General features: G+C 68.5%; 18 protein-coding genes and 1 pseudogene. 11 read left to right on the top strand and 8 right to left on the bottom strand.

All coding sequences use genetic code 11. The features are described 5' to 3' along the window. Nucleotides 1–19 precede the first annotated feature (19 nt). On the top strand, nt 20–1,510 hold the full coding sequence (locus tag ACYVDN_RS09820) for a carboxylesterase/lipase family protein (protein ID WP_460570853.1): 1,491 nt from the start codon (nt 20–22) through the stop codon (nt 1,508–1,510). Nucleotides 1,511–1,574: 64 nt separating this feature from the next. Here ACYVDN_RS09820 and ACYVDN_RS09815 read toward each other — a convergent pair whose 3' ends face one another. Then, nucleotides 1,575–2,285, bottom strand: coding sequence for an alpha/beta fold hydrolase (locus ACYVDN_RS09815; protein ID WP_460570851.1), 711 nt, complete (start codon nt 2,283–2,285; stop codon nt 1,575–1,577). Nucleotides 2,286–2,339: 54 nt separating this feature from the next. After that, complete coding sequence (locus ACYVDN_RS09810) at nt 2,340–3,122, bottom strand: class I SAM-dependent methyltransferase (protein ID WP_460570849.1); 783 nt, start codon at nt 3,120–3,122, stop codon at nt 2,340–2,342. Nucleotides 3,123–3,199: 77 nt separating this feature from the next. On the opposite strand from ACYVDN_RS09810, the gene ACYVDN_RS09805 reads away from it, so the two are divergent. Both ACYVDN_RS09805 and murQ read left to right on the top strand, forming a co-directional pair. Further along, nucleotides 3,200–5,689, top strand: a complete 2,490-nt coding sequence (locus ACYVDN_RS09805; RefSeq protein ID WP_460570847.1) for an ATP-dependent helicase — start codon at nt 3,200–3,202, stop codon at nt 5,687–5,689. 222 nt (nt 5,690–5,911) lie between these two features. Next, nucleotides 5,912–6,844, top strand: a complete 933-nt coding sequence (murQ, locus tag ACYVDN_RS09800) for an N-acetylmuramic acid 6-phosphate etherase (protein WP_460570845.1) — start codon at nt 5,912–5,914, stop codon at nt 6,842–6,844. 18 nt (nt 6,845–6,862) lie between these two features. Here the strand turns inward: murQ and ACYVDN_RS09795 are convergent, their stop codons facing one another. Continuing rightward, nucleotides 6,863–7,222, bottom strand: a complete 360-nt coding sequence (locus ACYVDN_RS09795) for a nuclear transport factor 2 family protein (RefSeq protein WP_460570843.1) — start codon at nt 7,220–7,222, stop codon at nt 6,863–6,865. A 210-nt stretch (nt 7,223–7,432) separates the two neighbouring features. Between ACYVDN_RS09795 and ACYVDN_RS09790 the strand changes: the two genes are divergently transcribed. Then, nucleotides 7,433–7,642, top strand: coding sequence for a hypothetical protein (locus tag ACYVDN_RS09790; RefSeq protein ID WP_460570841.1), 210 nt, complete (start codon nt 7,433–7,435; stop codon nt 7,640–7,642). Between the two features lie 48 nt (nt 7,643–7,690). On the opposite strand, the gene ACYVDN_RS09785 is transcribed toward ACYVDN_RS09790, so the two are convergent. Together ACYVDN_RS09785 and ACYVDN_RS09780 are read right to left on the bottom strand one after the other, a co-directional pair. Next, the gene (locus ACYVDN_RS09785; protein ID WP_460570839.1) at nt 7,691–8,071 is read right to left on the bottom strand and encodes a hypothetical protein; all 381 of its coding nucleotides are present in this window, start codon (nt 8,069–8,071) and stop codon (nt 7,691–7,693) included. Between the two features lie 50 nt (nt 8,072–8,121). Further along, nucleotides 8,122–8,931 (bottom strand): oxygenase MpaB family protein, encoded by an 810-nt coding sequence (locus ACYVDN_RS09780; RefSeq protein WP_460570837.1) that lies wholly within the window; start codon nt 8,929–8,931, stop codon nt 8,122–8,124. A 264-nt stretch (nt 8,932–9,195) separates the two neighbouring features. Here ACYVDN_RS09780 and sucC point away from each other — a divergent pair, with 264 nt between their 5' ends. Then, complete coding sequence (sucC, locus tag ACYVDN_RS09775) at nt 9,196–10,359, top strand: ADP-forming succinate--CoA ligase subunit beta (protein ID WP_460570835.1); 1,164 nt, start codon at nt 9,196–9,198, stop codon at nt 10,357–10,359. A 33-nt stretch (nt 10,360–10,392) separates the two neighbouring features. Beyond that, nucleotides 10,393–11,295, top strand: coding sequence for a succinate--CoA ligase subunit alpha (gene sucD / locus ACYVDN_RS09770; protein ID WP_460570833.1), 903 nt, complete (start codon nt 10,393–10,395; stop codon nt 11,293–11,295). Between the two features lie 155 nt (nt 11,296–11,450). Here the strand turns inward: sucD and ACYVDN_RS09765 are convergent, their stop codons facing one another. Further along, complete coding sequence (locus ACYVDN_RS09765) at nt 11,451–11,672, bottom strand: tautomerase family protein (protein WP_460570831.1); 222 nt, start codon at nt 11,670–11,672, stop codon at nt 11,451–11,453. Nucleotides 11,673–11,901: 229 nt separating this feature from the next. Between ACYVDN_RS09765 and ACYVDN_RS09760 the strand changes: the two genes are divergently transcribed. Further along, nucleotides 11,902–13,425, top strand: a complete 1,524-nt coding sequence (locus ACYVDN_RS09760; RefSeq protein WP_460570829.1) for a hypothetical protein — start codon at nt 11,902–11,904, stop codon at nt 13,423–13,425. A 102-nt stretch (nt 13,426–13,527) separates the two neighbouring features. Then, a complete protein-coding gene (locus tag ACYVDN_RS09755) occupies nt 13,528–14,964 on the top strand; it encodes a cell division protein PerM (RefSeq protein WP_460572317.1) in 1,437 nt (478 codons plus the stop codon). Nucleotides 14,965–15,087: 123 nt separating this feature from the next. On the opposite strand, the pseudogene ACYVDN_RS09750 reads toward ACYVDN_RS09755, so the two are convergent. Beyond that, a pseudogene (locus ACYVDN_RS09750) lies at nt 15,088–16,296 on the bottom strand (MFS transporter); the annotation flags it as partial. Nucleotides 16,297–16,651: 355 nt separating this feature from the next. Between ACYVDN_RS09750 and purN the strand changes: the two are divergent. The 3 genes from purN to ACYVDN_RS09735 all read left to right on the top strand — a co-directional run bounded on the left by purN (nt 16,652) and on the right by ACYVDN_RS09735 (nt 19,855). Then, entirely contained in the window at nt 16,652–17,248 is a 597-nt protein-coding gene (gene purN, locus ACYVDN_RS09745; RefSeq protein WP_460570827.1) for a phosphoribosylglycinamide formyltransferase, read from the top strand. After that, entirely contained in the window at nt 17,245–18,843 is a 1,599-nt protein-coding gene (gene purH, locus ACYVDN_RS09740) for a bifunctional phosphoribosylaminoimidazolecarboxamide formyltransferase/inosine monophosphate cyclohydrolase (protein ID WP_460570825.1), read from the top strand. Before purN ends, purH begins: the two co-directional genes overlap by 4 nt. Nucleotides 18,844–18,970: 127 nt before the next feature. Then, nucleotides 18,971–19,855, top strand: coding sequence for an amidohydrolase family protein (locus tag ACYVDN_RS09735; protein WP_460570823.1), 885 nt, complete (start codon nt 18,971–18,973; stop codon nt 19,853–19,855). Nucleotides 19,856–20,184: 329 nt separating this feature from the next. On the opposite strand, the gene ACYVDN_RS09730 is transcribed toward ACYVDN_RS09735, so the two are convergent. Continuing rightward, the gene (locus ACYVDN_RS09730; RefSeq protein WP_460570821.1) at nt 20,185–21,546 is read right to left on the bottom strand and encodes a hypothetical protein; all 1,362 of its coding nucleotides are present in this window, start codon (nt 21,544–21,546) and stop codon (nt 20,185–20,187) included. Nucleotides 21,547–21,548 lie beyond the last annotated feature (2 nt).

Raw genomic sequence — 21,548 nt, 5'->3', positions numbered from 1 at the left:
GGAGAAATCAAGGAGCAGAATGCCTGAGCGAAGCGTCGAAGAAGACGTCATCGTCGAGACCACGAGCGGGAGCGTGCGGGGGAGGTGGCGCGGTGCTCCGGAGAGCCCTGGCGCGTCGGCGGCCTTCCTGGGCATCCCGTTCGCAGAGCCGCCGGTCGGGGAACTTCGCTTTGCGGCCCCCGTGCCCCATCGGCCGTGGCAGGGCGTGCGGGATGCCCTCGACTACGGTGCGACAGCCCAGCGCGGCGACCCAGGTGTCACCCTCATTCCCGAGCCGAGCATTCCTGGCGACTCGACGCTGAACGTCAACGTCTTCACCCCCGCGCCTGCCACCTCAGCGTCTCTTCCTGTGCTGGTGTACATCCACGGCGGCGGCTTCTTCGCTGGATCGCCCGCGAGCCCCTGGTACGACGGCGCAGCATTCAACCGGGATGACGTGGTGACGGTCTCCATTTCGTACCGCCTCGGCTTCGACGGCTTCGGGTGGATCGAGAATGCCCCGCTGAACCGCGGGGTGCTCGACTGGCTGCTCGCCCTCGCTTGGGTGCGCGACAATGTGCGCGCATTCGGCGGCGACCCCGACCACGTCACGATCGCGGGCCAGTCGGCGGGTGGCGGCGCGGTGCTCACACTGCTCGGGATGCCGGCCGCTCAGCCCTACTTCCGTGCGGTGTACAGCATGTCGGGCATCGCGGCGCAGACGTCGCTCACCGACGCCGAGGCGTTCGGGCGTCGTCTCGCTGCGACCGCGGGGGTCGAGCCCACGAAGGAGGGATTCTCCTCGTTGAGCGAGGAGCGCGTCCTCGAGTTGCAGAAGGAGCTGACCGCGCCCCCATCGAAGGGTGGGATCGGCGCGATGCGCTCGTCGATCGACGACGGGCTCGTGCTCACGCCGGTGATCGACGGGGACCTCGTCGCGCAGACCGCCCTCGCCGCCTTCTCGCAGGGCGTCGGGGCGGACAAGGCGCTCGTGCTCGGCGCGACCGACGACGAGTTCTCGATGGTGATGGACGCCGCGAAGGACAAGCTGCGCTGGATCCCTTCGAGATATCTGCTGGGCAAGCTCGGGCTGCGCGGCGAAGCCCGATCCACCTACCTCGCTGCGAATCGTGAGGTGGTCAAGCGCGGAACGGCGGGTGTCCTCGGCCGCTACCTGAGCGACCGCACGTTCCGCACCTACGCACTCCGGGTCGCAGAGGCGCGCGGGGCCGCGCCGACCTGGCTCTACCGGTTCGCCTGGCGGTCGCCGAATTACGGCATGGCCGTGCACTGCAACGACGTTCCGTTCTTCTTCGACTGCCTGAAGGCGCCGAGGGTCGACGCGATCGCCGGCGACCGCCCGCCGCAAGCCCTCGCGGACGACATCCACAGCGCGGCCGTCGCCTTCGTGCGGGACGGCGACCCGGGATGGCCACGGCATTCCGAGCGAGGCGAGATCCGCGTGTTCGATACGCCGTCGACGGACATCACGGACGGTTACGCGGAGGTGCGGCCTTTGCTGGCGAGCTAACGCGGCCGCTGCTGGCGCGCTAGCACGGCCGCTGCTGGCGAACCAGCCTGCCACTGCTTGCGAGCTAGGCCGTTGCGGCGATGGCCGCGGCCGTCTCTTCGGGACGCGACCACATCGGCCAGTGTCCCGTCGGGACATCCACGTAGTCGACCGACTCGAAGCGGGTCAGTTCGACGAACCACGGATGCCCGGCATCCGTCATCGCTCGCACCTGCTCCGCGGGGAACGACGAGCAGATCAGCGTCACGGGTATCGCATGTCGTCGATCGTCCCTCAGCCGAAGAGGCTGACGCGCCGGGCCTGCCGGATGCGGGACCGCGCGGGAGCGGAATCGCTCGAGCGCGCCGTCGTCCAGATCGCGGAGGCTCGAGCCGTTCGATTCCAGTTCGTCCCACGATGGAAGCGGAAGCTCCGTCACCTCGTCACCGAGGCCCGGAGAGCCGACGAAGCCGTCCGCGGCCGGCCCACTGTCGACGAAGACCAGACCGGAGATGGACTCGGGAACGGCATCCGCCGCCCCCGTGATGACCTCACCGGCACCGCTGTGCCCCACCAGCACGACGGATGAGCCTGCAGCATGAACCGCGTCGACCACCGCGCCCACGTGGTCCGCGAGCGTCACTCCCGATCGATCGGCGTCGACGGACTTCAGGCCGGGCAGCGTCAGGGAGACAACGCGCGAGCCGTGTGCGCGCAGCCTGTCGGCTACGGCATCCCACGCCCACGCGCCGAGCCAGAATCCGGGGACGAGAACGATGGTCGTTGTCTCGGTCATGCCGTGATCGTGCCTCGCACCACCGACATTTCCGTGGCGGTCAGGCGGTAGTGATCACAGCGGGCGTCCCACGGCGAGCACGAGCGACCCGTCGAACTCGGGCGTGGTGCGCAGGGCGCCGTGCCTGGCATCCCACGATCCGTCGGCAAGGTCGGCCGAGAGCCGGTCGACGAATCGAGTCTCGACGTCGTCGCCGACGAAGCTCCACGCGGAGTTCGCCAGCCGCGCGCCGGGGTCGAGCAGTGCCTCAGGGCGTCCGTAGTACGCCTCTCCGAACCCGTCTGTGCAGTCCAGCGGAACGGGAACGGGGAGCACGGATGCCCGTTCCTCGCCGCCCAGCGCGGCGACAAGCCGCTCCATCGTGGGGTAGCGCCCGGCTTCTGCCGCGAGCACCTCAGGTGCGTACTCGTTCAGCCAGAACCGCGTGAGGCGCGTCGGGTCGGCGGTGAGCACGACGATCGGGCCGCTGGTGACGCGTCGCACCTCGGCGAGACCCGCATCGAGGTCGGGCCACTGGTGCACCGTGAAGGTCGCCATGGCCGCGTCGAAGGTGCCGTCCTCGAACGGCAGGTGCTCGGCGTCCGCGTCGACGGCGGTGGCCAGGTGCGCTGGGCGCTGCGCACGCATGGTGGCCGACGGCTCGACCGGGGTGACGTGGAGGTCGGTCGGCTCGTAGGAGCCCGCTCCGGCGCCCACGTTGAGCAGGGTTCCGGCGTCGCCGAGGGCATCCCTGATGCGTGCGGCGATGCGGGGGTCGGGTTGCCGATACCTGGCGTAGTCGGTGCCGATCGTGCCGTAGTCCGCGTCGCCGGCGCTGCCGTCAGTGAGTCTCGTCATCCCGCCATTCTTTCGTGGTCGGCACGGTCGCCGTCGACGACTGTCTGTCGGGGGTCGCACCTAGACTTGGACCACCCATGACGACCCCTCTGCAATCCGATGTCGCGCGAGAGCCCGACGCCTTCCGCGCCTCTGCCCCGATCATCCTCGATGGTGTCGACGTCGGCGCCGATGAGCACTCGTTCCGTCCGCAGATCGGCGGCGACAGCCTGCTCGACGGCCTGAATCCTGAGCAGCGCGAGGCTGTCGAGTACCGCGGACGTGCGCTGCTCATCGTGGCGGGAGCCGGTTCGGGCAAGACCCGCGTGCTGACGCACCGCATCGCGAGCCTGCTGGCGAACCGCGAGGCGTGGCCGAGTCAGATCCTTGCCATCACGTTCACGAACAAGGCGGCAGCGGAGATGCGCGAGCGTGTTGAAGCGCTCGTCGGCGAACGCGCGCAGGGCATGTGGATCTCCACCTTCCACTCGGCGTGCGTGCGCATCCTGCGCCGCGAGGCCGAGCACTTCGGCTACAACCGCAGCTTCACCATCTACGACTCCGGCGACTCGAAAGCGCTGCTGAAACGCATCATCAAGGAGCTCGAGGCCGACACCTTCGGGTTCACGCCGGGCGGCGCAGCTGCACGCATCTCGAAGCTCAAGAACGAGCTGTCGGATGTCGAGTCCTTCGCCCGAACAGCCAACCGTTCGGACCCCAAGGAGGCGATGTTCCTCGAGATCTTCCGGCAGTACAGCAGAGAGCTCGAGCGGGCCAACGCCTTCGACTTCGACGATCTGATCAGCCAGACGGTCTACCTCTTCCGCGCCTTCCCGCGCGTCGCTGCGCTGTACCAGCGCCGGTTCCGGCACATCCTCGTCGACGAGTACCAAGACACCAACCACGCCCAGTACGAGCTCATCCACGTGCTCACCCAGCCGATCGAGCCCGAAGAGGTCGCCGACCTCGAGTCGCACGACTTCACCATGCGCGGGCTGGTGGATGCCACGGGTCGCGTTCCAGGGGCATCCCTCACCGTCGTGGGCGACTCCGACCAGTCGATCTACGCGTTCCGGGGTGCGGACATCCGCAACATCTCGGAGTTCGAACGGGACTTCCCCGGAGCCAAGGTGGTGCTGCTCGAACAGAACTATCGCTCGACCCAGAACATCCTCTCCGCGGCCAACTCGGTCATCTCCAACAACTTCGATCGCAAAGACAAGAAGCTGTGGTCGGCGGGTGGCGACGGCGAGAAGATCACCGGCTATACGGGATACTCCGGCCACGACGAGGCGCAGTTCGTCGCCGACGAGATCGAGAAGCTGCATAGCGGCGGCATGGCCTACAACGAGATGGCCGTGTTCTATCGCACCAACTCGCAGACGCGAGCGCTGGAGGAGATCTTCATCCGCTCGGCGCTGCCGTACCGCATCATGGGCGGCACGAAGTTCTACGAGCGCGCAGAGATCAAGGATGCGATGGGGTACCTCATCGCGGTCGCGAACCCCTTCGACGAGATGGCCTTGCGGCGCATCCTCAACACGCCCAAGCGCGGCATCGGCCCCGCCACCATCACGCAGCTCGCCGGTTACGCCGAGGCGAACGGGTTCGAGTTCAGGCAGGCGATGCGCGACGCGGCATCACTCGGGCTCGGCCCGAAGGTGACGAAGGCCATCGTCGACCTGGCGACCCTGCTCGACGAGAGCGCGGCGATGGTCGACCCCGAGAACCCCGCAGGACCGGCGACGGTGAGCGATGTCCTGGTGCACCTGCTCAAGGGCTCGGGGCTCGTGGATGCCCTGCGCGCGAGCCGCGATCCGCAGAACGAGGCACGAGCGGAGAACGTCGAAGAGCTCGTCGCCGTGACCAAGGAGTTCGAGCGCAACAACCCGGGCGGCGGCCTGGTGGAGTTCCTCACCGAGGTGTCGCTGGTCGCGGCCGCCGACGAGATCGACGACGCGAGCGGCACCGTCTCACTCATGACGCTGCACACCGCGAAGGGTCTGGAGTACGACGCGGTGTTCATCACCGGCGTCGAGGAGGAGCTGCTTCCGCACCGCATGTCGGCGAACGAGCCGGGCGGTCCCGCCGAGGAGCGGCGGCTGTTCTACGTCGGCATCACCAGGGCACGCAAGCGGCTGTACCTCTCGCTGGCCATGACGCGAGCCCAGTTCGGCGATGTCGCGGTCGCGCTGCCGAGCCGGTACCTGCAGGAGATCCCCGCCGAGCTCATCGACTGGAAGCAGTCGCCCGGCTTCGCGAACTCGCGCGGCGGCACCCAATCACGTGCGCTGAACGCCAGACGTCCTGAGCGGGGTCCCGATCGCGGTCTCACCGGCGCAGGCGGGTCTTTCGGGGCAAAGCCGGAGATCCCGGCGAACGCGTGGCCCAACCGGGTAACGGCTCAGGTGCGCGACAACGGCGACCTCACGCTCGAGCCGGGCGATCGCATCCGCCACGTCGACTTCGGCGAGGGACGCGTCACAGCGGTGACCGGCGAGGGTACGAAGCGGGTCGCCCACGTTCAGTTCGATTCGGCGGGCGCGAAGAAGCTGCTGATCAAGATCGCCCCGATCGAGAAGCTGTAGGCGCGAGCCCCCTTCCGCGGCACCCGGTCGCCGCCCCGCGCGCCCTGTGCCGCGCCGGCATGATCTGTCCTCGCCTCGGCGGGCCCGTGTCGTCGAACCACCACTTTCTCGCCGAACCACCACCGAGTCAGCGCGGGGACGGTGGTGGCTCGACGCGCGGGTGGTGGCTCGGCGCGAAGGTGGCGGCGCGAAGGGCGCCGCTGGACGCGCCATGATGGACCCATGGATGACGCGCACGGTGAGCTCCGCAGCAGCCTCGAGGCCTACGCCACGGAGGGTGTGAACCCGGCGACGCGAGAACTCGACCTTTTGCCGCTGTCGGAGCAGATCGCCCTGATGAACGCCGAGAACGCGACGATTGCCGACGTCGTTTCCGCGTCGGCGCTCCAGATCGAGCAGGCCATCGGGCTCGTGGTCGACGGGATGCGCGCGGGCGGGCGGCTCCTCTACGTGGGTGCCGGCACACCGGGGCGGCTCGGGGTGCTGGATGCGAGCGAGATTCCGCCGACGTACGGCATGGACCCCTCGCGAGTGGTCGGAGTCATCTCGGGTGGTGACACCGCCATCCGCACAGCCGTGGAGAACGCCGAAGACGATGACGTGGCGGGCGGCGCGGCAATGGATGACCACGCAGTCGGCGAGCACGACACCGTGATCGGCATCTCTGCATCCGGCCGCACGCCGTACGTGCTCGGCGCTCTGCGCAGGGCGCGGGAACGCGGTGCCGCCACCGTGGGGTTCGCCTGCAACGCCGGGTCGGCGATCGGCGAGGCATCCGACGTGGCGATCGAGACGGTCGTCGGCCCAGAGGTCGTGACCGGCTCGACGCGTCTCAAGGCCGGCACGGCGCAGAAGCTCGTGCTGAACATGATCTCGACGCTCGCGATGGTGCGGCTCGGCAAGGTGTACGGCAACCTCATGGTCGACGTGCGCGCCACGAACGAGAAGCTGCGGGCGCGATCGGAGCGCATCGTGATGCTGGCCACCGGCACGGACGCCGCGACCGCCGCGTATGCGCTGGCAGAGGTGAACGGCTGGGTGAAGGCGGCGATCCTCGTCGTGACGACGGGGCTCGACGGCGATGCCGCCGTGCGCACCCTGAACGAGCACGACGGGATGCTGCGCGACGCGATCGCTGCCGCCTCACGCGGCTAGAGCCACTCGGCGGCTGGGTCACTCCTCCGGTTCGGACTGATCCATCCACCACTCGGTGAAGGCGGCCGCACGGCCATCCGGTGCGAAGTCGATCACCCACAGATTGCTGAACGTGGTGGGCTCGTACACGGTCGTGCCCTGGACGAAGACGCGGTCACCGTCTTCGCCGATCTGCTGCCACGTGAAGGATGCGTCGCCCGGCTCGTCGCGTCGTTCCAGCCACTGCTCCACGATGTCGGAGGCTCCGCGCCACGGCTCGCGGAACGGCGCGGTCAGATACGTGGCGTCGTCGGTGAAAAGGGCTCGGATGTCTGTCGGCTCGTTCGAATTCCACGCGGTGAGGTAGCCGTCGATCCACCGCTCCACACGTTCGCTCATGTGGCCCGGTCTACCACGGGGCACCGACATCGCCGCCGGCTTCGGCGGGTCGGGCGGGCGCGTGCCGCCGAAAGCGAGCTTTCGCGGCACGCCTCAATCGAATGTGCTCGCGGCGCTGCCGCTCAACATTTCTCAATCGGTATGCCGCCGAAAGCGAGCTTTCGCGGCACGCCTCAATCGAATGTCGGAGGCTCGTCGCAGCATGGAGTCATGACCAAGGACGAGCAGTTCATCATCGAGAACGCGGAAGCCGACGACGACCTCGACGTACTGCTGGCGACTCATCGCTGCGCCGACTGCGCAGAGCCCGCGTTCCTGCAGGTGGAGGACCAGGACGGTCGCTCCGTCTGGCTGTGCGTCGGGTGCGCGGAGGAGTCCGAGCGCGAGTCCGCATTCTTCGTGGTCCGCCACGCGGCGTGACGTCGAAAGGCTGCGGTCCCAGCGACGCGGTCGCCGCTTGGATCGGACCTAGCTCTCCAGCGTGCCGGTGAGCACACCGGCCTCCGTGAGTGCGTTGTAGATCGCGCCGGCAGTCTGAGCGAAGGCGTTGTCGATCTTGCTCAGTCCCCAGACGCCGCCCTTGAAGAAGCCGCCCGCGACGTTCTTGTCCAGGCGCGCGACGAGCTGACCCCGGTCATCCACGAAGAACTGCACGCCGAACGTGACCTGGAAGTTGTCTCCGGCGAACGCCCCGACGAACACGGTGGTCGTCATGTTGCCGCGCTTGGCCAGCCAGTTGTGGTCGGGCTGCACCTCGACGACGAAGCCCTGGGAGTTCAGTGCGTTGGCGATCAGATGCTTGGCGGTCTCGTGGTCGCCGGCGATGAAGCTGTCGTAGTACGTGGACACGGGCGACAGCCTATTGGCTCGGTGATGCCCAGCAGACGCCAGGGCGAGAGTCACTCCGTGGCGGCGTCGCGGGCACGCAACCTGCGCAGCAGACCGTCGCGCAGCAGGTGGCGTACGCGGAGAGGCAAGCGCGGGTAGATCGCGGCCGTGACCGACATCATCCGCTCGTACCGGCGCCGGTTGCGCTCGGTGAGCTTGAGGCCGAATCCAGCCCGAACGGTCTCGGGCAGCAGCGCGACGGTCGCCAGGCGAGCCCACGGCATCACTGCGCGCATCCATACCGGCGCCGAGCGTGCCTGCAGAAGTTCGTGCGCGACGGCGCGCGCCTGCTGGGTGACCCGCAGCGTGGTGACGGCGTCGTCCCAGTACGTCGCGAAGGCGGCGCGATCGGCCGGCCACGCGTCGGGAGGCAGCTGCAGGGAGGTGCCGACCGCGGAGAACTCCCGATAGAAGGTGTCGGCCGAGGCGTCATCCAACGGCCCGAAGACGCGCTCGTGCACACGCTCGGCGGTCCAGTACAGGGTCGCCGTGACCCAGAGCTGCAGGCCGCTGTTGAACGCCGAATATGCCGGGGAGCAGTCCGTGGCATCGCCGCGCACGGTCGCATGGGCTCGACCCACCGAGCGTCGGACGGCACGGATGTCCGCCTCGTCGCCGCACGCGACCGCCGTCACGTAGGTGAGCGTGTTCACGAGCCGGTCGTACGGTCGCTCGGCGAAGTCGCTGTGCTCCGCGACGCCGCGCCCCACGGAGGGCTCGGCGAGCTGCAGCAGGATGGCGCATCCGCCACCGATCGGCATGATCCACTCGCCGCCGATGTCGGCGAGCCCCTTCGGCTCTCGGGTGCGCTCCTGGATCATGCGGCAACGGTAACTGGCGAGTCTGGATGCGAGTCTGCGCCGGATCGCACGTGGAGGGACCGGTTACCGGGCTCGGGTAGGCTGTCGCTGGCAATTTGTCTCGGCGTCGAGCTATCTGACTGATGTGTCCATCCGCACGGCGTTCGTGAGCGCGACGCCCATGAGTTCGCGGTGTTGGTGGGCGCAGTGCCCTCAGCCGCTTGTGCCTTCAGGCTCTATGGCACGCACCGACTGGCAATTCACTCGCACACGGATTGGGAAGCAGTGGATCTTTACGAGTACCAGGCACGTGACCTGTTCGAAAAATACGGGGTCCCGGTACTGCCGGGCATCGTCGCAGACACCGTCGAGGAGGTGCGCGCGGCATCCGAGAAGCTCGGTGGCGTGACCGTGGTCAAGGCCCAGGTCAAGACCGGCGGTCGGGGCAAGGCCGGTGGTGTGAAGGTCGCGAAGACGCCGGATGACGCCGAGGAAGCGGCAAAGGCCATCCTCGGTCTCGACATCAAGGGCCACGTCGTGCGCCGCGTGATGGTCGCAGGCGGCGCGAACATCGCCCGCGAGTTCTACTTCTCGGTGCTGCTCGACCGCGCCAACCGCTCGTACCTGTCGCTGGCCAGCGTCGAGGGCGGCATGGAGATCGAGCAGCTCGCCGTCGAGAAGCCGGAGGCGCTCGCCCGCGTCGAGGTCGACCCGCTCCAGGGCATCGACCTGGCCAAGGCGAAGCAGATCGCGAAGGCCGGCGGATTCCCCGACGACCTCGTCGAGAAGGTCGCCCCCGTGCTCGTCAAGCTTTACGAGGTGTACAAGGGCGAGGACGCCACGCTGGTCGAGGTCAACCCGCTGGTGCTCACCGGTGAAGGCGACGTCATCGCCCTCGACGGCAAGGTGTCGCTGGACGGGAACGCCGACTTCCGTCATCCCGACCACGAGGCCCTCGAAGACAAGGCCGCCGCCGACCCGCTCGAGGCGAAGGCCAAGGAGCACGACCTGAACTACGTCAAGCTCGACGGACAGGTCGGCATCATCGGCAACGGCGCCGGGCTCGTGATGAGCACGCTCGACGTCGTCGCCTACGCGGGTGAGAAGCACGGCGGCGTCAAGCCGGCGAACTTCCTCGATATCGGAGGCGGAGCGTCCGCCGAGGTCATGGCAGCGGGACTGGATGTCATCCTCAACGACCCGCAGGTGAAGAGCGTCTTCGTCAACGTCTTCGGCGGCATCACGGCGTGCGACGCCGTGGCGAACGGCATCGTCGGCGCGCTGAACACGCTCGGTGCCGAGGCGAACAAGCCTCTCGTCGTGCGCCTCGACGGCAACAAGGTCGAGGAAGGCCGCGCCATCCTGAACGGCTACAACCACCCGCTCGTCACTCTCGCCGAGACCATGGACCAGGGCGCCGACAAGGCGGCCGCGGCGGCCGCCGCGTAACGCCGGCTTCGCCGAGAAAGGACACCGAACAACATGTCGATCTTCCTCAACAAGGACTCCAAGGTCATCGTGCAGGGCATCACCGGCGGCGAGGGCACCAAGCACACGGCGCTCATGCTGAAGGCCGGCACCCAGGTGGTCGGCGGCGTCAACGCCCGCAAGGCAGGCACGACCGTCGCCCACACCGACAAGGACGGCAACGCCGTCGAGCTTCCCGTCTTCGGAACGGTCGTCGAGGCCATCGAGAAGACCGGTGCAGACGTCTCGATCATCTTCGTTCCGCCGGCGTTCGCGAAGGATGCCATGCTCGAGGCCATCGAGGCCGAGATTCCGCTGCTCGTCGTGATCACCGAGGGCATCCCCGTTCAGGACAGCGCCGAGGCGTGGGCAGAGGCCAAGGCCAAGGGCAACAAGACCCGCATCATCGGGCCGAACTGCCCCGGAATCATCACGCCGGGGGAGTCGCTCGTCGGCATCACGCCGGCGAACATCACGGGCAAGGGGCACGTGGGTCTCGTCTCGAAGTCCGGCACGCTGACCTACCAGATGATGTACGAGCTGCGTGACTTGGGCTTCTCCACCGCCATCGGCATCGGGGGAGACCCGATCATCGGAACGACGCACATCGACGCGCTCGCCGCGTTCGAGGCCGACCCCGAGACCAAGGCGATCGTGATGATCGGCGAGATCGGCGGCGACGCCGAGGAGCGTGCCGCCGACTTCATCAAGGCCAATGTGACGAAGCCGGTCGTCGGCTACGTCGCAGGATTCACCGCGCCCGAGGGCAAGACGATGGGCCACGCCGGCGCGATCGTGTCCGGCTCGGCCGGCACCGCGCAGGCCAAGAAGGAGGCCCTCGAGGCTGCGGGCGTCAAGGTCGGCAAGACGCCGAGCGAGACCGCCGAGCTCCTCCGCCAGGTCTACGCCGCCCTGTAGGCGGTTGTCGCTGGTTGAGGAGCACCCCGTCAGGCGCGCGTCTCGAAACCGGGCCACTTGGTGTGGGGGTTTCGAGACGCGCGCGGCTGTGCCGCGTGCTCCTCAACCGGCGACGACGCGCGCGGCCGCGCCGCATGCTCCTCAACCAGCGGAGCTCATGCGCCGAAGCGCGACACCACGGCCGTGCGCGTCGGGTCCTCGCTGGCGAGCACCCCGCCGTTGGCGACGAAGTCGGCGGCGACCTCTTCGAACATGATCCGCACGTCCTGCTGACGAGCGCCGAGCTCCGACACGGCGGCCTTGGTCACCTCTTCCGCGAAGCGGCGACGCTGTTCGACGGTGCGCCCTGGAAGAAGTTCGACCCTGATGTTCGGCATTCGTAGCCCTCTCGATGGTGGGGATGTCGAGAACACCCTAATAAGAGGTCGGAGCGCGGACGGCGTCGGCAGGTTGGAAGCACGAGTCGGCGGGTTCATCTCATACGGATGACGACGAAGGCCAGGCTCGAACCTAGAGTGTGTCCCAGCGGCACGAGTGTGCCGTCGCGGTGGACAGGGGCCTCGGGCACGACGTCGTACCGCTCGCGGTCGTGTTGTAGGGGATGTCATGGCGCGCTTGACCAACCAGGAGCTGCAACAGCAGGTCGACGAGCTCGCCGCTGCGAACGAGGAGCTCGCACAGCAGCTCGAAGCCAGGCAGGCCGAGCTCGAGCGCGCGAACGCCGACGCGGAGGCGGAGCGTGCCGCATCGGAGCAGGTGCGTGCGGATGCCGAGGCCGAGCGCGAACGTGCAGCCGAGGCGGTGCAGGCGGCTAAGGCCGAAGCCGCGGCCGCCGTCGCGAAGAGCGCCGAGGCGGCGAGCACCGGCACGACATCCGTGAAGAAGAAGCGCGGGTGGGGCTGGACACTGCTCTCCACGGTTCTCATCGTGATCGCGTCGCTGCTCGCACCGGTGTCTGTGGTGTCGACGTGGGCGCAGCGCGAGCTGACCGACACCAACTACTTCGTCAACACGTTCGCCCCGCTCGCGGAGAAGCCCGCGGTGCAGAACCTGGTCATCGACCAGTCGGTCAAGGCCATCGAGGCGAACATCGACATCGAGGGCATCACCTCGGATGTCATCAACGGCATCGACGGCCTCGGACTGCCGCCCCGCGCATCCACAGCGCTCAACGCGCTGCAGGCGCCCCTGGTGGCAGGCATCAAGGGGCTCATCAACTCCACTGTCACCAATTTCGTGACATCCGACGCCTTCGCCGCGATCTGGAAACAAGCGCTCACCACGACGCACACTCAGTTGCTGCACACTCTGAACGGCGACAAGAACGCCGCCATCACGGTGGGGCCGAACGGACAGATCGGGCTGCAACTCGGGCCCATCATCGCTGCGGTCAAGAAACAACTCGTCGATCAGGGGCTCACGTTCGCGTCGAGCATCCCCGACATCAACAAGACGATCGTGATCGCGCAGGAAAGCAACGCCACCCTCTACATCGGCCTCTACAACACGATCGTCGCGGTAGGCACCTGGCTGCCATGGGTGGTGCTTCTGCTGCTCGCGGCCGGGGTGCTGGTGGCCAGGCGGCGGGTGATCGCGTTGATCTGGGCGTCCTTCGCCCTCGGTCTCACGATGGTGCTGGTCAGCGTCGGAATCTCGGTGGGCAAGACGATCTTCCAACTATCCGTCTCGAACGTGATACCGGCGGATGCCGCGGGAACGCTCTACAGCGGCATTCTGCAGTTCGTGCAAAGCATCGTGCTCGCCGTCGGCGTGCTCGCGTTCACGGTGTTCGTGATCGCTGTGCTCTCCGGCCCCTTCCGGTGGACGTCGGCCCTGCGCGGCTACGTCGGCTCCGGTTTCGCTGCGGCCAGACGCGGCGCGGAGAAGCACGGAATCACCACGGGCAAAGTGGGCGACTGGATGTACCGCCAGCGCGTTCTGCTGCGTGTGGTCGTCGGCCTGATCGCGGCAGTCATCATCGTCTTCGGCAGGCCGCTCACCCCGCCGCTGATCATCTGGACCGCTGTCATCGCCGTCGTCGTGGTCGCTGTGCTCGAGCTGCTCTCGCGTCCACCGGTCGAGCAGCAGTCAGAGGATGACACCACGCCGCTCGTGCCGACCGCGGCCTGAGGCAGAGGTCGGCCAGCGCGCCTGAGAGCCGACCTGACAGGTATCCGGCGTCGGGCGCGCCACCCCTGTCATGACCTGTGCCGCCGGTAGGGTCAGTGCCGCATGAACCGCATCACCGTATCCCTGCTCGCCGCGCTCGACGCGGTCATCGCGGTCGGCATCGGGGTCGCCATCCCGCTCGTGCCGCTGACCGTGATGTGGGGTGTGCAGTTCGACCTGGCCGGTGACTGGATGTCGTTCTGGCGCGCTGCGTGCGACGTGTGGCTGCTGGGAAACGGTGTCGACCTCACCTTCACCCTCGATCCGGCGACAGCGGCTGGGTTCGGCCTGAGCGGGCAGACGGTGTTCACCGTGACGATCGCAGCGCTCGGCTTCGCGCTCTTGACAGCCGTGCTCGGGTCGCGCACCGGGCGCCGCGCGTGGGCGACGGAGCACGCGATCACGGCGTCGATCACCGGCGTCGTGGTGTTCGCAGCTCTCTCCACGTTCGTCACGCTCACTGCGCACACCGGTCCGGTCGTCCCCTCCCTGCTGCAGGGTGCGCTACTGCCCGCCGGGGTCTTCGCACTCGGGATCGTCATCGGTCTCGCTGCGGCGGAGACACGTGACCGCGCCGACCTCGGACGACGCGGGGGCTTCGGTGCGACGGCGCCCATCGGCACCGCATCATTCGGCAGCGGCCACTCAGGAACGGGCCGCATCGGCGCTGGACACCCCGGCACAGGCCGCATAGGCGCAGCCCACCCCGGCGCGACGCGCGAACCGGAGGCACGGGCATCCCTGCCGTGGCCGGTCGATCGCTGGAGCCCATCGACCCGCGCCGTGCTCGCAGCGTCGTTGCGCGGCGGAGTGGCGGCATCCCTCCTGATGGTCGCTGTTTCTGCCGTGCTGCTGACTCTGCTGATGGCGCTGCGCTACGGCAGCATCGTCGGCCTCTACGAGGCGCTGCAGCCCGGTCTGCTCGGCGCTCTGGGGCTCACGCTCGCGCAGCTCGCATTCCTGCCCAACGCCGTGATCTGGACGGCGTCGTGGCTCGCCGGCCCCGGCTTCGCGCTCGGCACGGGCTCGTCCGTCGACCCGACGCAGACCCTGGTCGGACCGTTGCCGAACGTTCCCTTGCTCGGCGCGCTTCCGCAGGGTGACCCGGCCTTCGGGCTCATCGGGGTGCTGGCGCCCGTGCTGTGCGGTGTCGCGGCCGGGGTTCTCACCCGTCAACGATTGAACAGGATGTCGGGGCTCGGCACCCTTCGCGGCGCTCGTTCCGACGACTGGACGGCCGGTCGCCTCTCGCTCGTCGTGCTCGGAACGGCTGTCTTCTGCGGCGCGATCGTCGGTCTTCTGGCGTGGTGGTCGGCCGGTGCGATCGGGCCCGGTCGGCTTCAGCACGTCGGCCCGAACGGGCTGTTCGTCGCGGGAGCCGTCGCGCTCGAGGTGCTCGTCGGCACGGCGATCGGCATCGCGGTGCGCAGGCAGAGCGACGACGATGACGCGCCGATCGCTCTGCGGGACCGGCGTGAGATGGCGTCCCGCAGGCCGTAGCCGAGCCGTCGTGCCCGCCGGATGGAGGCCTAGGCTTCCGCGCCGGAGGGCGGTTGAGCGTCGGCGCCAGTGGCGGGCTGAGCCTCGGCGTCGGCCGGGGGCGCCGAGCCGGTCATCCACTCCGTTCTCGGCGGACCGCTTCGAACGACGCGCCATGACGGCGAGTCCGATCACGGCGATCACCCCGTACGCAGCGGGCAACAGGAACACCAGCGGCAAGCCGAGCACGGCGACGCCGATCCCGCCGGTGAGGCCACCGAGCGCGCTGGCGATCGCCGTCGAACTCATGAAGATCGCGGATGCGGTCGCCACAGCCTGCGGCAGCAGACGCTGGGCGAGGATGATGCCGAGCGCCGCGAACACGCCCCAGACACCGCCCATCAGAATCTGTCCGGCGAACATGCCCGCCCCCCTCGAGGTCAGCGCGAAGCACAGGTTCGCTGCGACGCCGAAGGCCGCGCCGACCACCATGAGCGGCAGGATTCCGATGCGCCTGCCGACGATCACGCTGAGCGGCATGAGGAGCAGCTCGATGAGGGGCTGGATGCCGATCACGGCTCCGCTCACGACAGCAGGCAGGTGAAGGTCGTCGTTCATGTAGATCGGCAGGAAGCCGTACTTGATCGGCTCTCCCGCGTAGACGAGAACGTAGAGCCCGGTGAAGGCGAGGAGTGGTGTCATCGCCCGCAGTCCGGGGCGGTGGGTCGCAGGTGTTCCTGCGGGTTCCGTGCGCCGCTCCGTCTGAGTGTCCGCCAGTTCGGCGACCGGCGGCTCCTCGATGGTCAGCGGGTCGATCGGCGAACGGGTGACGGCGAGGGTGTCATCCCGAAGGAATCCCAGCGGGATGATCTGCGCCAGGTTGCACGCCGCGATGACGAACAGCATGGAGTGGTAGCCGACCGATGCGGCGAGGAACGAGCCGAGAACCGGGCCGATGACCCAGCCGGCGGTGAGCGCCATGCGCACGATCGCGATGACGCCCTCGCCGTCGTGGTGCGCCTTGAGGTGGTCGCTCAGCGCGGCGAACAGCTGCGATCCCGCTGCTCCGGAGAACGACAGGATGACTGCGCTGATCAGGAACACCATCCACACCTGGGTGGAGAACGCGATGCCGAGCCAGCCGACGAATCCCGCGAGGGCGCAGAGTCGGAAGAGGTTCAGCCGCCGCCCCGTGCGATCGGAGCGGGCGCCGACCAGGTATCCGGCGATGGGTGCCGTGAGGTTGGTCAAGTAATACAGACCGGCGGTCGTGAGGGATGCGTGCAGGTCGTTGACGAGAAAGGAAGCGATCTGCGGTGCCGCGGCCGACATGCCGAGGCCGGACAGGAACATCGCGAGCGTCGCACCACGAAGCAGCGGCGTCGACATCGTCGCGGACAGCGCTGACCGGGGCTTGCCGGCGGGGGCGACAGCAGACACGGCACTCCTCTGTGCGATCGGCTCTGTGCGATGGGCGGGACTCCCGCACCTTACAACAGCTCGGCAGGCGGAGTCGAATCGATTCGATAGCCGTCGCCCGTGCGTCTCCCGTTGGTTGAGGAGCGCGTCGAAGGCGCGCGTCTCGAAACCCAGCCGGCGTTCGGGTTTCGAGACGCGCGCGGCTGCGCCGCGAGCTCCTCAACCAGCGACAGCGAGCTCCGCACGCCACGGTATGAGGGGTCGGGCACTGCGCCATTAGGCTTGGGGGGTGCTGTCGCTCGTCGTACTGGTCTCCGGCCAGGGGTCCAACCTGCGTTCGCTTCTCGAGGCCTCTGCCGACGCGGAGTTCCCCGCAAGGGTCGTCGCCGTCGGCAGCGACCGTGATGACGCGGGTGGCCTGCAAGTCGCGGAGGAGTTCGGCATCCCCACGTTCACCGTGGCGTTCTCGTCGTTCGGCGACCGCGCGGAGTGGGGTGACGCTGTGCTCGAGCAGATCGTGCAGTGGCGGCCCGACCTGGTCATCCTCTCGGGCTTCATGCGGCTGTTCCCGCCGCGGGTGGTCGGTGCGCTGAGCCCGAACATGATCAACACCCACCCCGCGTTCCTCCCCGAGTTCCCCGGTGCCCACGGAGTGCGAGACGCGCTGAACGCGGGTGTCTCCCAGACAGGTGCGAGCGTGATCGTCGTCGACAACGGTGTCGACTCCGGCCCCATCATCGCCCGCGAGCGCGTGCCCGTTCTGCCCGGTGACACCGAGGCGAGCCTGCACGACCGCATCAAGATCGTGGAGCGCCGGCTGCTCATCCAGGCCGTGCTCGACATCGCCAACGGACACATCGACCTCAAGGAGCTTGCCACAGCATGAGCGCACCGCACGCCGCAGATCCGAGCCTCTACCGCGAACGCGACGTCATCCCGGTGCGTCGCGCCCTGCTCTCCGCCATCGACAAGACGGGCATCGTCGAGCTGGCGACCGCGCTGAAGGCGGCAGGCGTCGAGCTCGTGTCGACTGGCAACACCGCCCGGGTCATCCGCGAGGCAGGCATGGACGTGACCGACGTCGCCGACCTGACCGGCTTTCCGGAGTCGCTCGACGGCCGTGTGAAGACGCTGCACCCCGCCGTTCACGCCGGACTCCTCGCCGACCTGCGCCTCGAGGACCACGAGCGTCAGCTCGCCGAGCTCGGCATCGCGCCGTTCGAACTCGTGATCAGCAACCTGTACCCGTTCGCGCAGACCGTCGCCTCCGGCGCCGAGGCGTCTGAAGTCGTGGAGAACATCGACATCGGGGGCCCGGCCATGGTGCGTGCCTCCGCGAAGAACTTCGCCAACGTCGCGATCGTGACCTCGCCCTCGCGTTACGCAGAAGTGATGGATGCCGTGGCCTCTGGCGGCACGACGCTCGCGTTCCGCACCGCGCTGGCGCGCGACGCGTTCCGGCACACCGCCGGTTACGACGTCGCTGTGGCCTCGTGGCTGGGCAGCACGATCGCGGCGGATGACGAGGGCACCGGATTCCCGGCGTGGGTCGGCGCCACCTGGCAGCGCAAGGCATCCCTTCGCTACGGCGAGAACAGCCATCAGAACGCCGCGCTCTACGCGAGCGCAGGCGGCAACGGCATCGCTCAGGCCGAGCAGCTCGGCGGCAAGGAGATGTCGTACAACAACTACGTCGACGCGGATGCCGCCCTGCGCGCAGCGCACGACTTCACCTCGCCGGCGGTTGCCATCATCAAGCACGCGAACCCGTGCGGCATCGCGGTGACGGGGGAGCCGGATGACATCGCCGAAGCCCACAAGAAGGCGCACGAGTGCGACCCGCAGTCCGCGTACGGCGGGGTGATCGCAGCGAACCGCACCGTCACCCTGGCGATGGCGCAGTCGGTGAAGCCCATCTTCACCGAGGTGATCATCGCGCCGGACTACGAGCCTGAGGCGCTCGAGCTGCTGCAGACGAAGAAGGACCTGCGCATCCTGAAGCTCCGCCCCGACTACGCGCTGCCGGTCACCGAATACAAGCAGCTGTCGGGCGGAATGCTCATGCAGGTCGCGGACCACCGGTTCACGCCGGCCTCGGAGTGGACGCTGGTGTCGGGAGAAGCCGCCGATGACGGGACGCTGGCCGACCTCGAGTTCGCGTGGACGGCGTGCCGTGCGGTGAAGTCGAACGCCATTCTGCTGGCGTCTGGCGGGGCATCCGTCGGCGTGGGAATGGGGCAGGTGAACCGGGTCGACTCGTGCGACCTCGCGGTCAAGCGTGCCGGCGACCGCGCCGCGGGTTCGGTCGCCGCCTCCGACGCCTACTTCCCGTTCCCGGACGGCGCCGAGATCCTGATCGCGGCGGGCGTGAAGGCGATCGTGCAGCCCGGCGGGTCGATCCGGGACCAACTCGTGATCGACGCGGCGAAGGCCGCTGGCGTCACGATGTACTTCACGGGCGAGCGCCACTTCTTCCACTAGGGAATGGGCCCACGGAGAGCTGAGTTCTCGTGCGCCTGTCTCGAAAGTGGTCGCATCCTGATCACCCTCCCCGCCGTGGGGATTCACGAGGTCGTGGCCTTCGAGTGACCAAGAACGGAGAGCCCGCATGGTGATGATCGACGCCCACCAGCATGTCTGGAACCTCGAACGGAGCCCCTACCGATGGCTCAAGGCGCCCCAGCTGGCGGCCATCGACCGGTCGATCTCGTTCGACGACGGGGTGGCGCATCTCGACTCGGCCGGAGTCGACGGGTCGGTGCTCGTGCAGGCGGATGACGACGACGGTGACACCGACGTGATGCTTGAGACGGCGGCGGCCGAGCCACGTGTCGTCGGCGTCGTCGGATGGGTGCCGCTGAACGACCCGGAACGCGCCGAAGATCGGCTGCGCGAGCTCGCCTCGCCGGTGTTCGTCGGGGTGCGTGCCCTGATCCACGACCTGCCCGATCCGGACTGGATCCTGCGGCCGGAGGTGGACGAAGGGCTCGGCGTTCTGGAGCGGCTCGGCCTCTCCTTCGACTACGTCGCGGTGCTCCCTCGCCACCTCGAGAACGCGGTGACCGTCGGCGAACGGCATCCGGGGCTGCGCATCGTCATCGATCACCTCGCCAAGCCGCCGATCGGCCTTGCCGACCGTGAGCCGTGGTGGAGCCTGATCGCCCGGGTCGCAGAGAATCCCCTGGTCAGCGCCAAACTCTCGGGGTTGTACTCCGCCACATCGGACGTCGCCGCTTGGACCGTCGACGAGCTCGATCCGTTCGTCGATCGAGCGCTCGAGGTGTTCGGTCCGCTTCGGCTGATGTACGGCGGCGACTGGCCGTTCTCGATTCCCGCCGGGGACTATCCACGCACCTGGGCCGCGGCGAAAAGGGTGCTGGATCGTCTCGGTGATGACGATCGTTCGGAGGTTCTGGCAGGCACGGCCATCCGCCACTACCGGCTCGATGCCGGGCTGATCGCTGCCGCTGTCGACGAGGCCAAAGATCGATGAATTACAGTTCCGAAGTTCGCCAGATGTTGAGACCCACAGGCCGCCTGCATCGAACGTGTGTTCGCAGAGAGTGCCGATTCCACCGTCGGCGCGGCGGGGTGGTGCCGAACTACCGGCAATGACCCCCACTTCGGGGGAACCGGGGTACGCCCCGGCGACCGGAGTTCGGCGGCCCGCCGCGCGACACGCCGTCGGGGCATATGACGGCAGGATGCCCGTGCGCGCGTCACCCCCAAGAAAGTCATTGCACCCCTGACGAGCGGGGGTCTAGCGTCACCGATGTCGGCTCCATGGGGTCGCGGTGTTCGGGTCATCGCGCGTGGAGTCCGTCAGCTCGGGGTAGCCGTGACAGGGCGAAAGCGCATGTCGACGGATCGGGATGCCGATCGCGTCGCCTCCGGCGCACCCGTCCGTCGCCGGTCGGCCATCGTCGCATTCGCGGCGGTGATCAGCGCTTTCGCGCTCGCCCTCGCGCAGTCCGTCGTGACCGGACCCGCCTTCGCGGAGACCGCGCCGCCCGCGACGCACACCATCACGGTGCACGTCTCAGTGCCGGCGCAGCCGGTGCAGACTCCCACGTCGACGCCCACTCCGACGACGACCACCACGACCACGCAGGTGCCGGCGCCCGTCGTCTCGCAGCAGGTGGTGCAGCAGGTCGATCCCTCGTTGCTCGCAGCGCTGCTCGCGTCGCTGGCCGCTTCGCAGCAGAGCGTGCCCGCAACGATCAGCACGCCTGCAACGAGCAAGCCCAGCCACACGTCTGGGCAGAGCACGTCTCCGTACGGGTCGAACTGCCACATGACCAAGGGCGGCTCGACGCCGACCACGACACCGACGACCACGGTCGATCCGACGACGAACACCGTGACGAGCTCGTCGTCCACCAGTACCTCCAGCAGCACGCTGGTCTGCGGACCGGGCACAACCGGACCCACCTCGGTGGGTGGTTCGACCCAGACCGGAGACCCGTCGTCGACGCCGACTCCCACGCCGACGCCGACCCCCACGCCCACCTCGACCCCCACGCCGACGCCGACGCCGACGCAGACCAGCGATCCGACGCCGACTCCCGACCCGTCGCCCTCGTCGGACCAGGGCAGCACCGACACCCCGAGCAGCGACTCGACTCCTGAGCCGAGCGCCGACGGCGGTGTCGTGCTGCACGGCGGCCTCGGAGCATCCGTCGGAATCGCATTCGTGTTCGATGCGACGGATGCCTCGACTCCGGCGGACACCTCGACCCCGGCTCCCGCAGCCACCGACCAGTCGACGCCGAGCGCCGACCCGACGAGCACCGACCCGACGAGCGCCACTTCGACCGACACGGGCTCGACCAGCACGCCCCCGGCGAGCGACGCGAGCCAGGGCACCGACTCGACCGGCGCGACGTCGGCGACGGGGTCGGACCCGAGCGGCGCCGGCGCAACAGCGACCGACCCGTCGACCCAGCAGCCGTCGCCGTCGGGTGGCGCGGGCGCCACGACCTCCGGCTCGACGACGTCCGGCGCATCTGCAGCCGGCTCGACTCCGGCGGCGGGCGGCGCAGCGACGACCGACCCGTCGACCCAGTCTCCGGGCGACGGCACACCGGCCACGAGCACCGGCACGACCGGAGCCGCCGCACAGTCTGCGACCCAGTCATCGCCATCGGCCACCCCGGTCGCAACCTCGACGCCGAGCGCGTTCACCT

This window comes from Humibacter soli, assembly GCF_054779035.1.
Note: the sequence above shows the minus strand (reverse complement) of the source record. Positions and strands in the feature narration are given on the sequence as shown.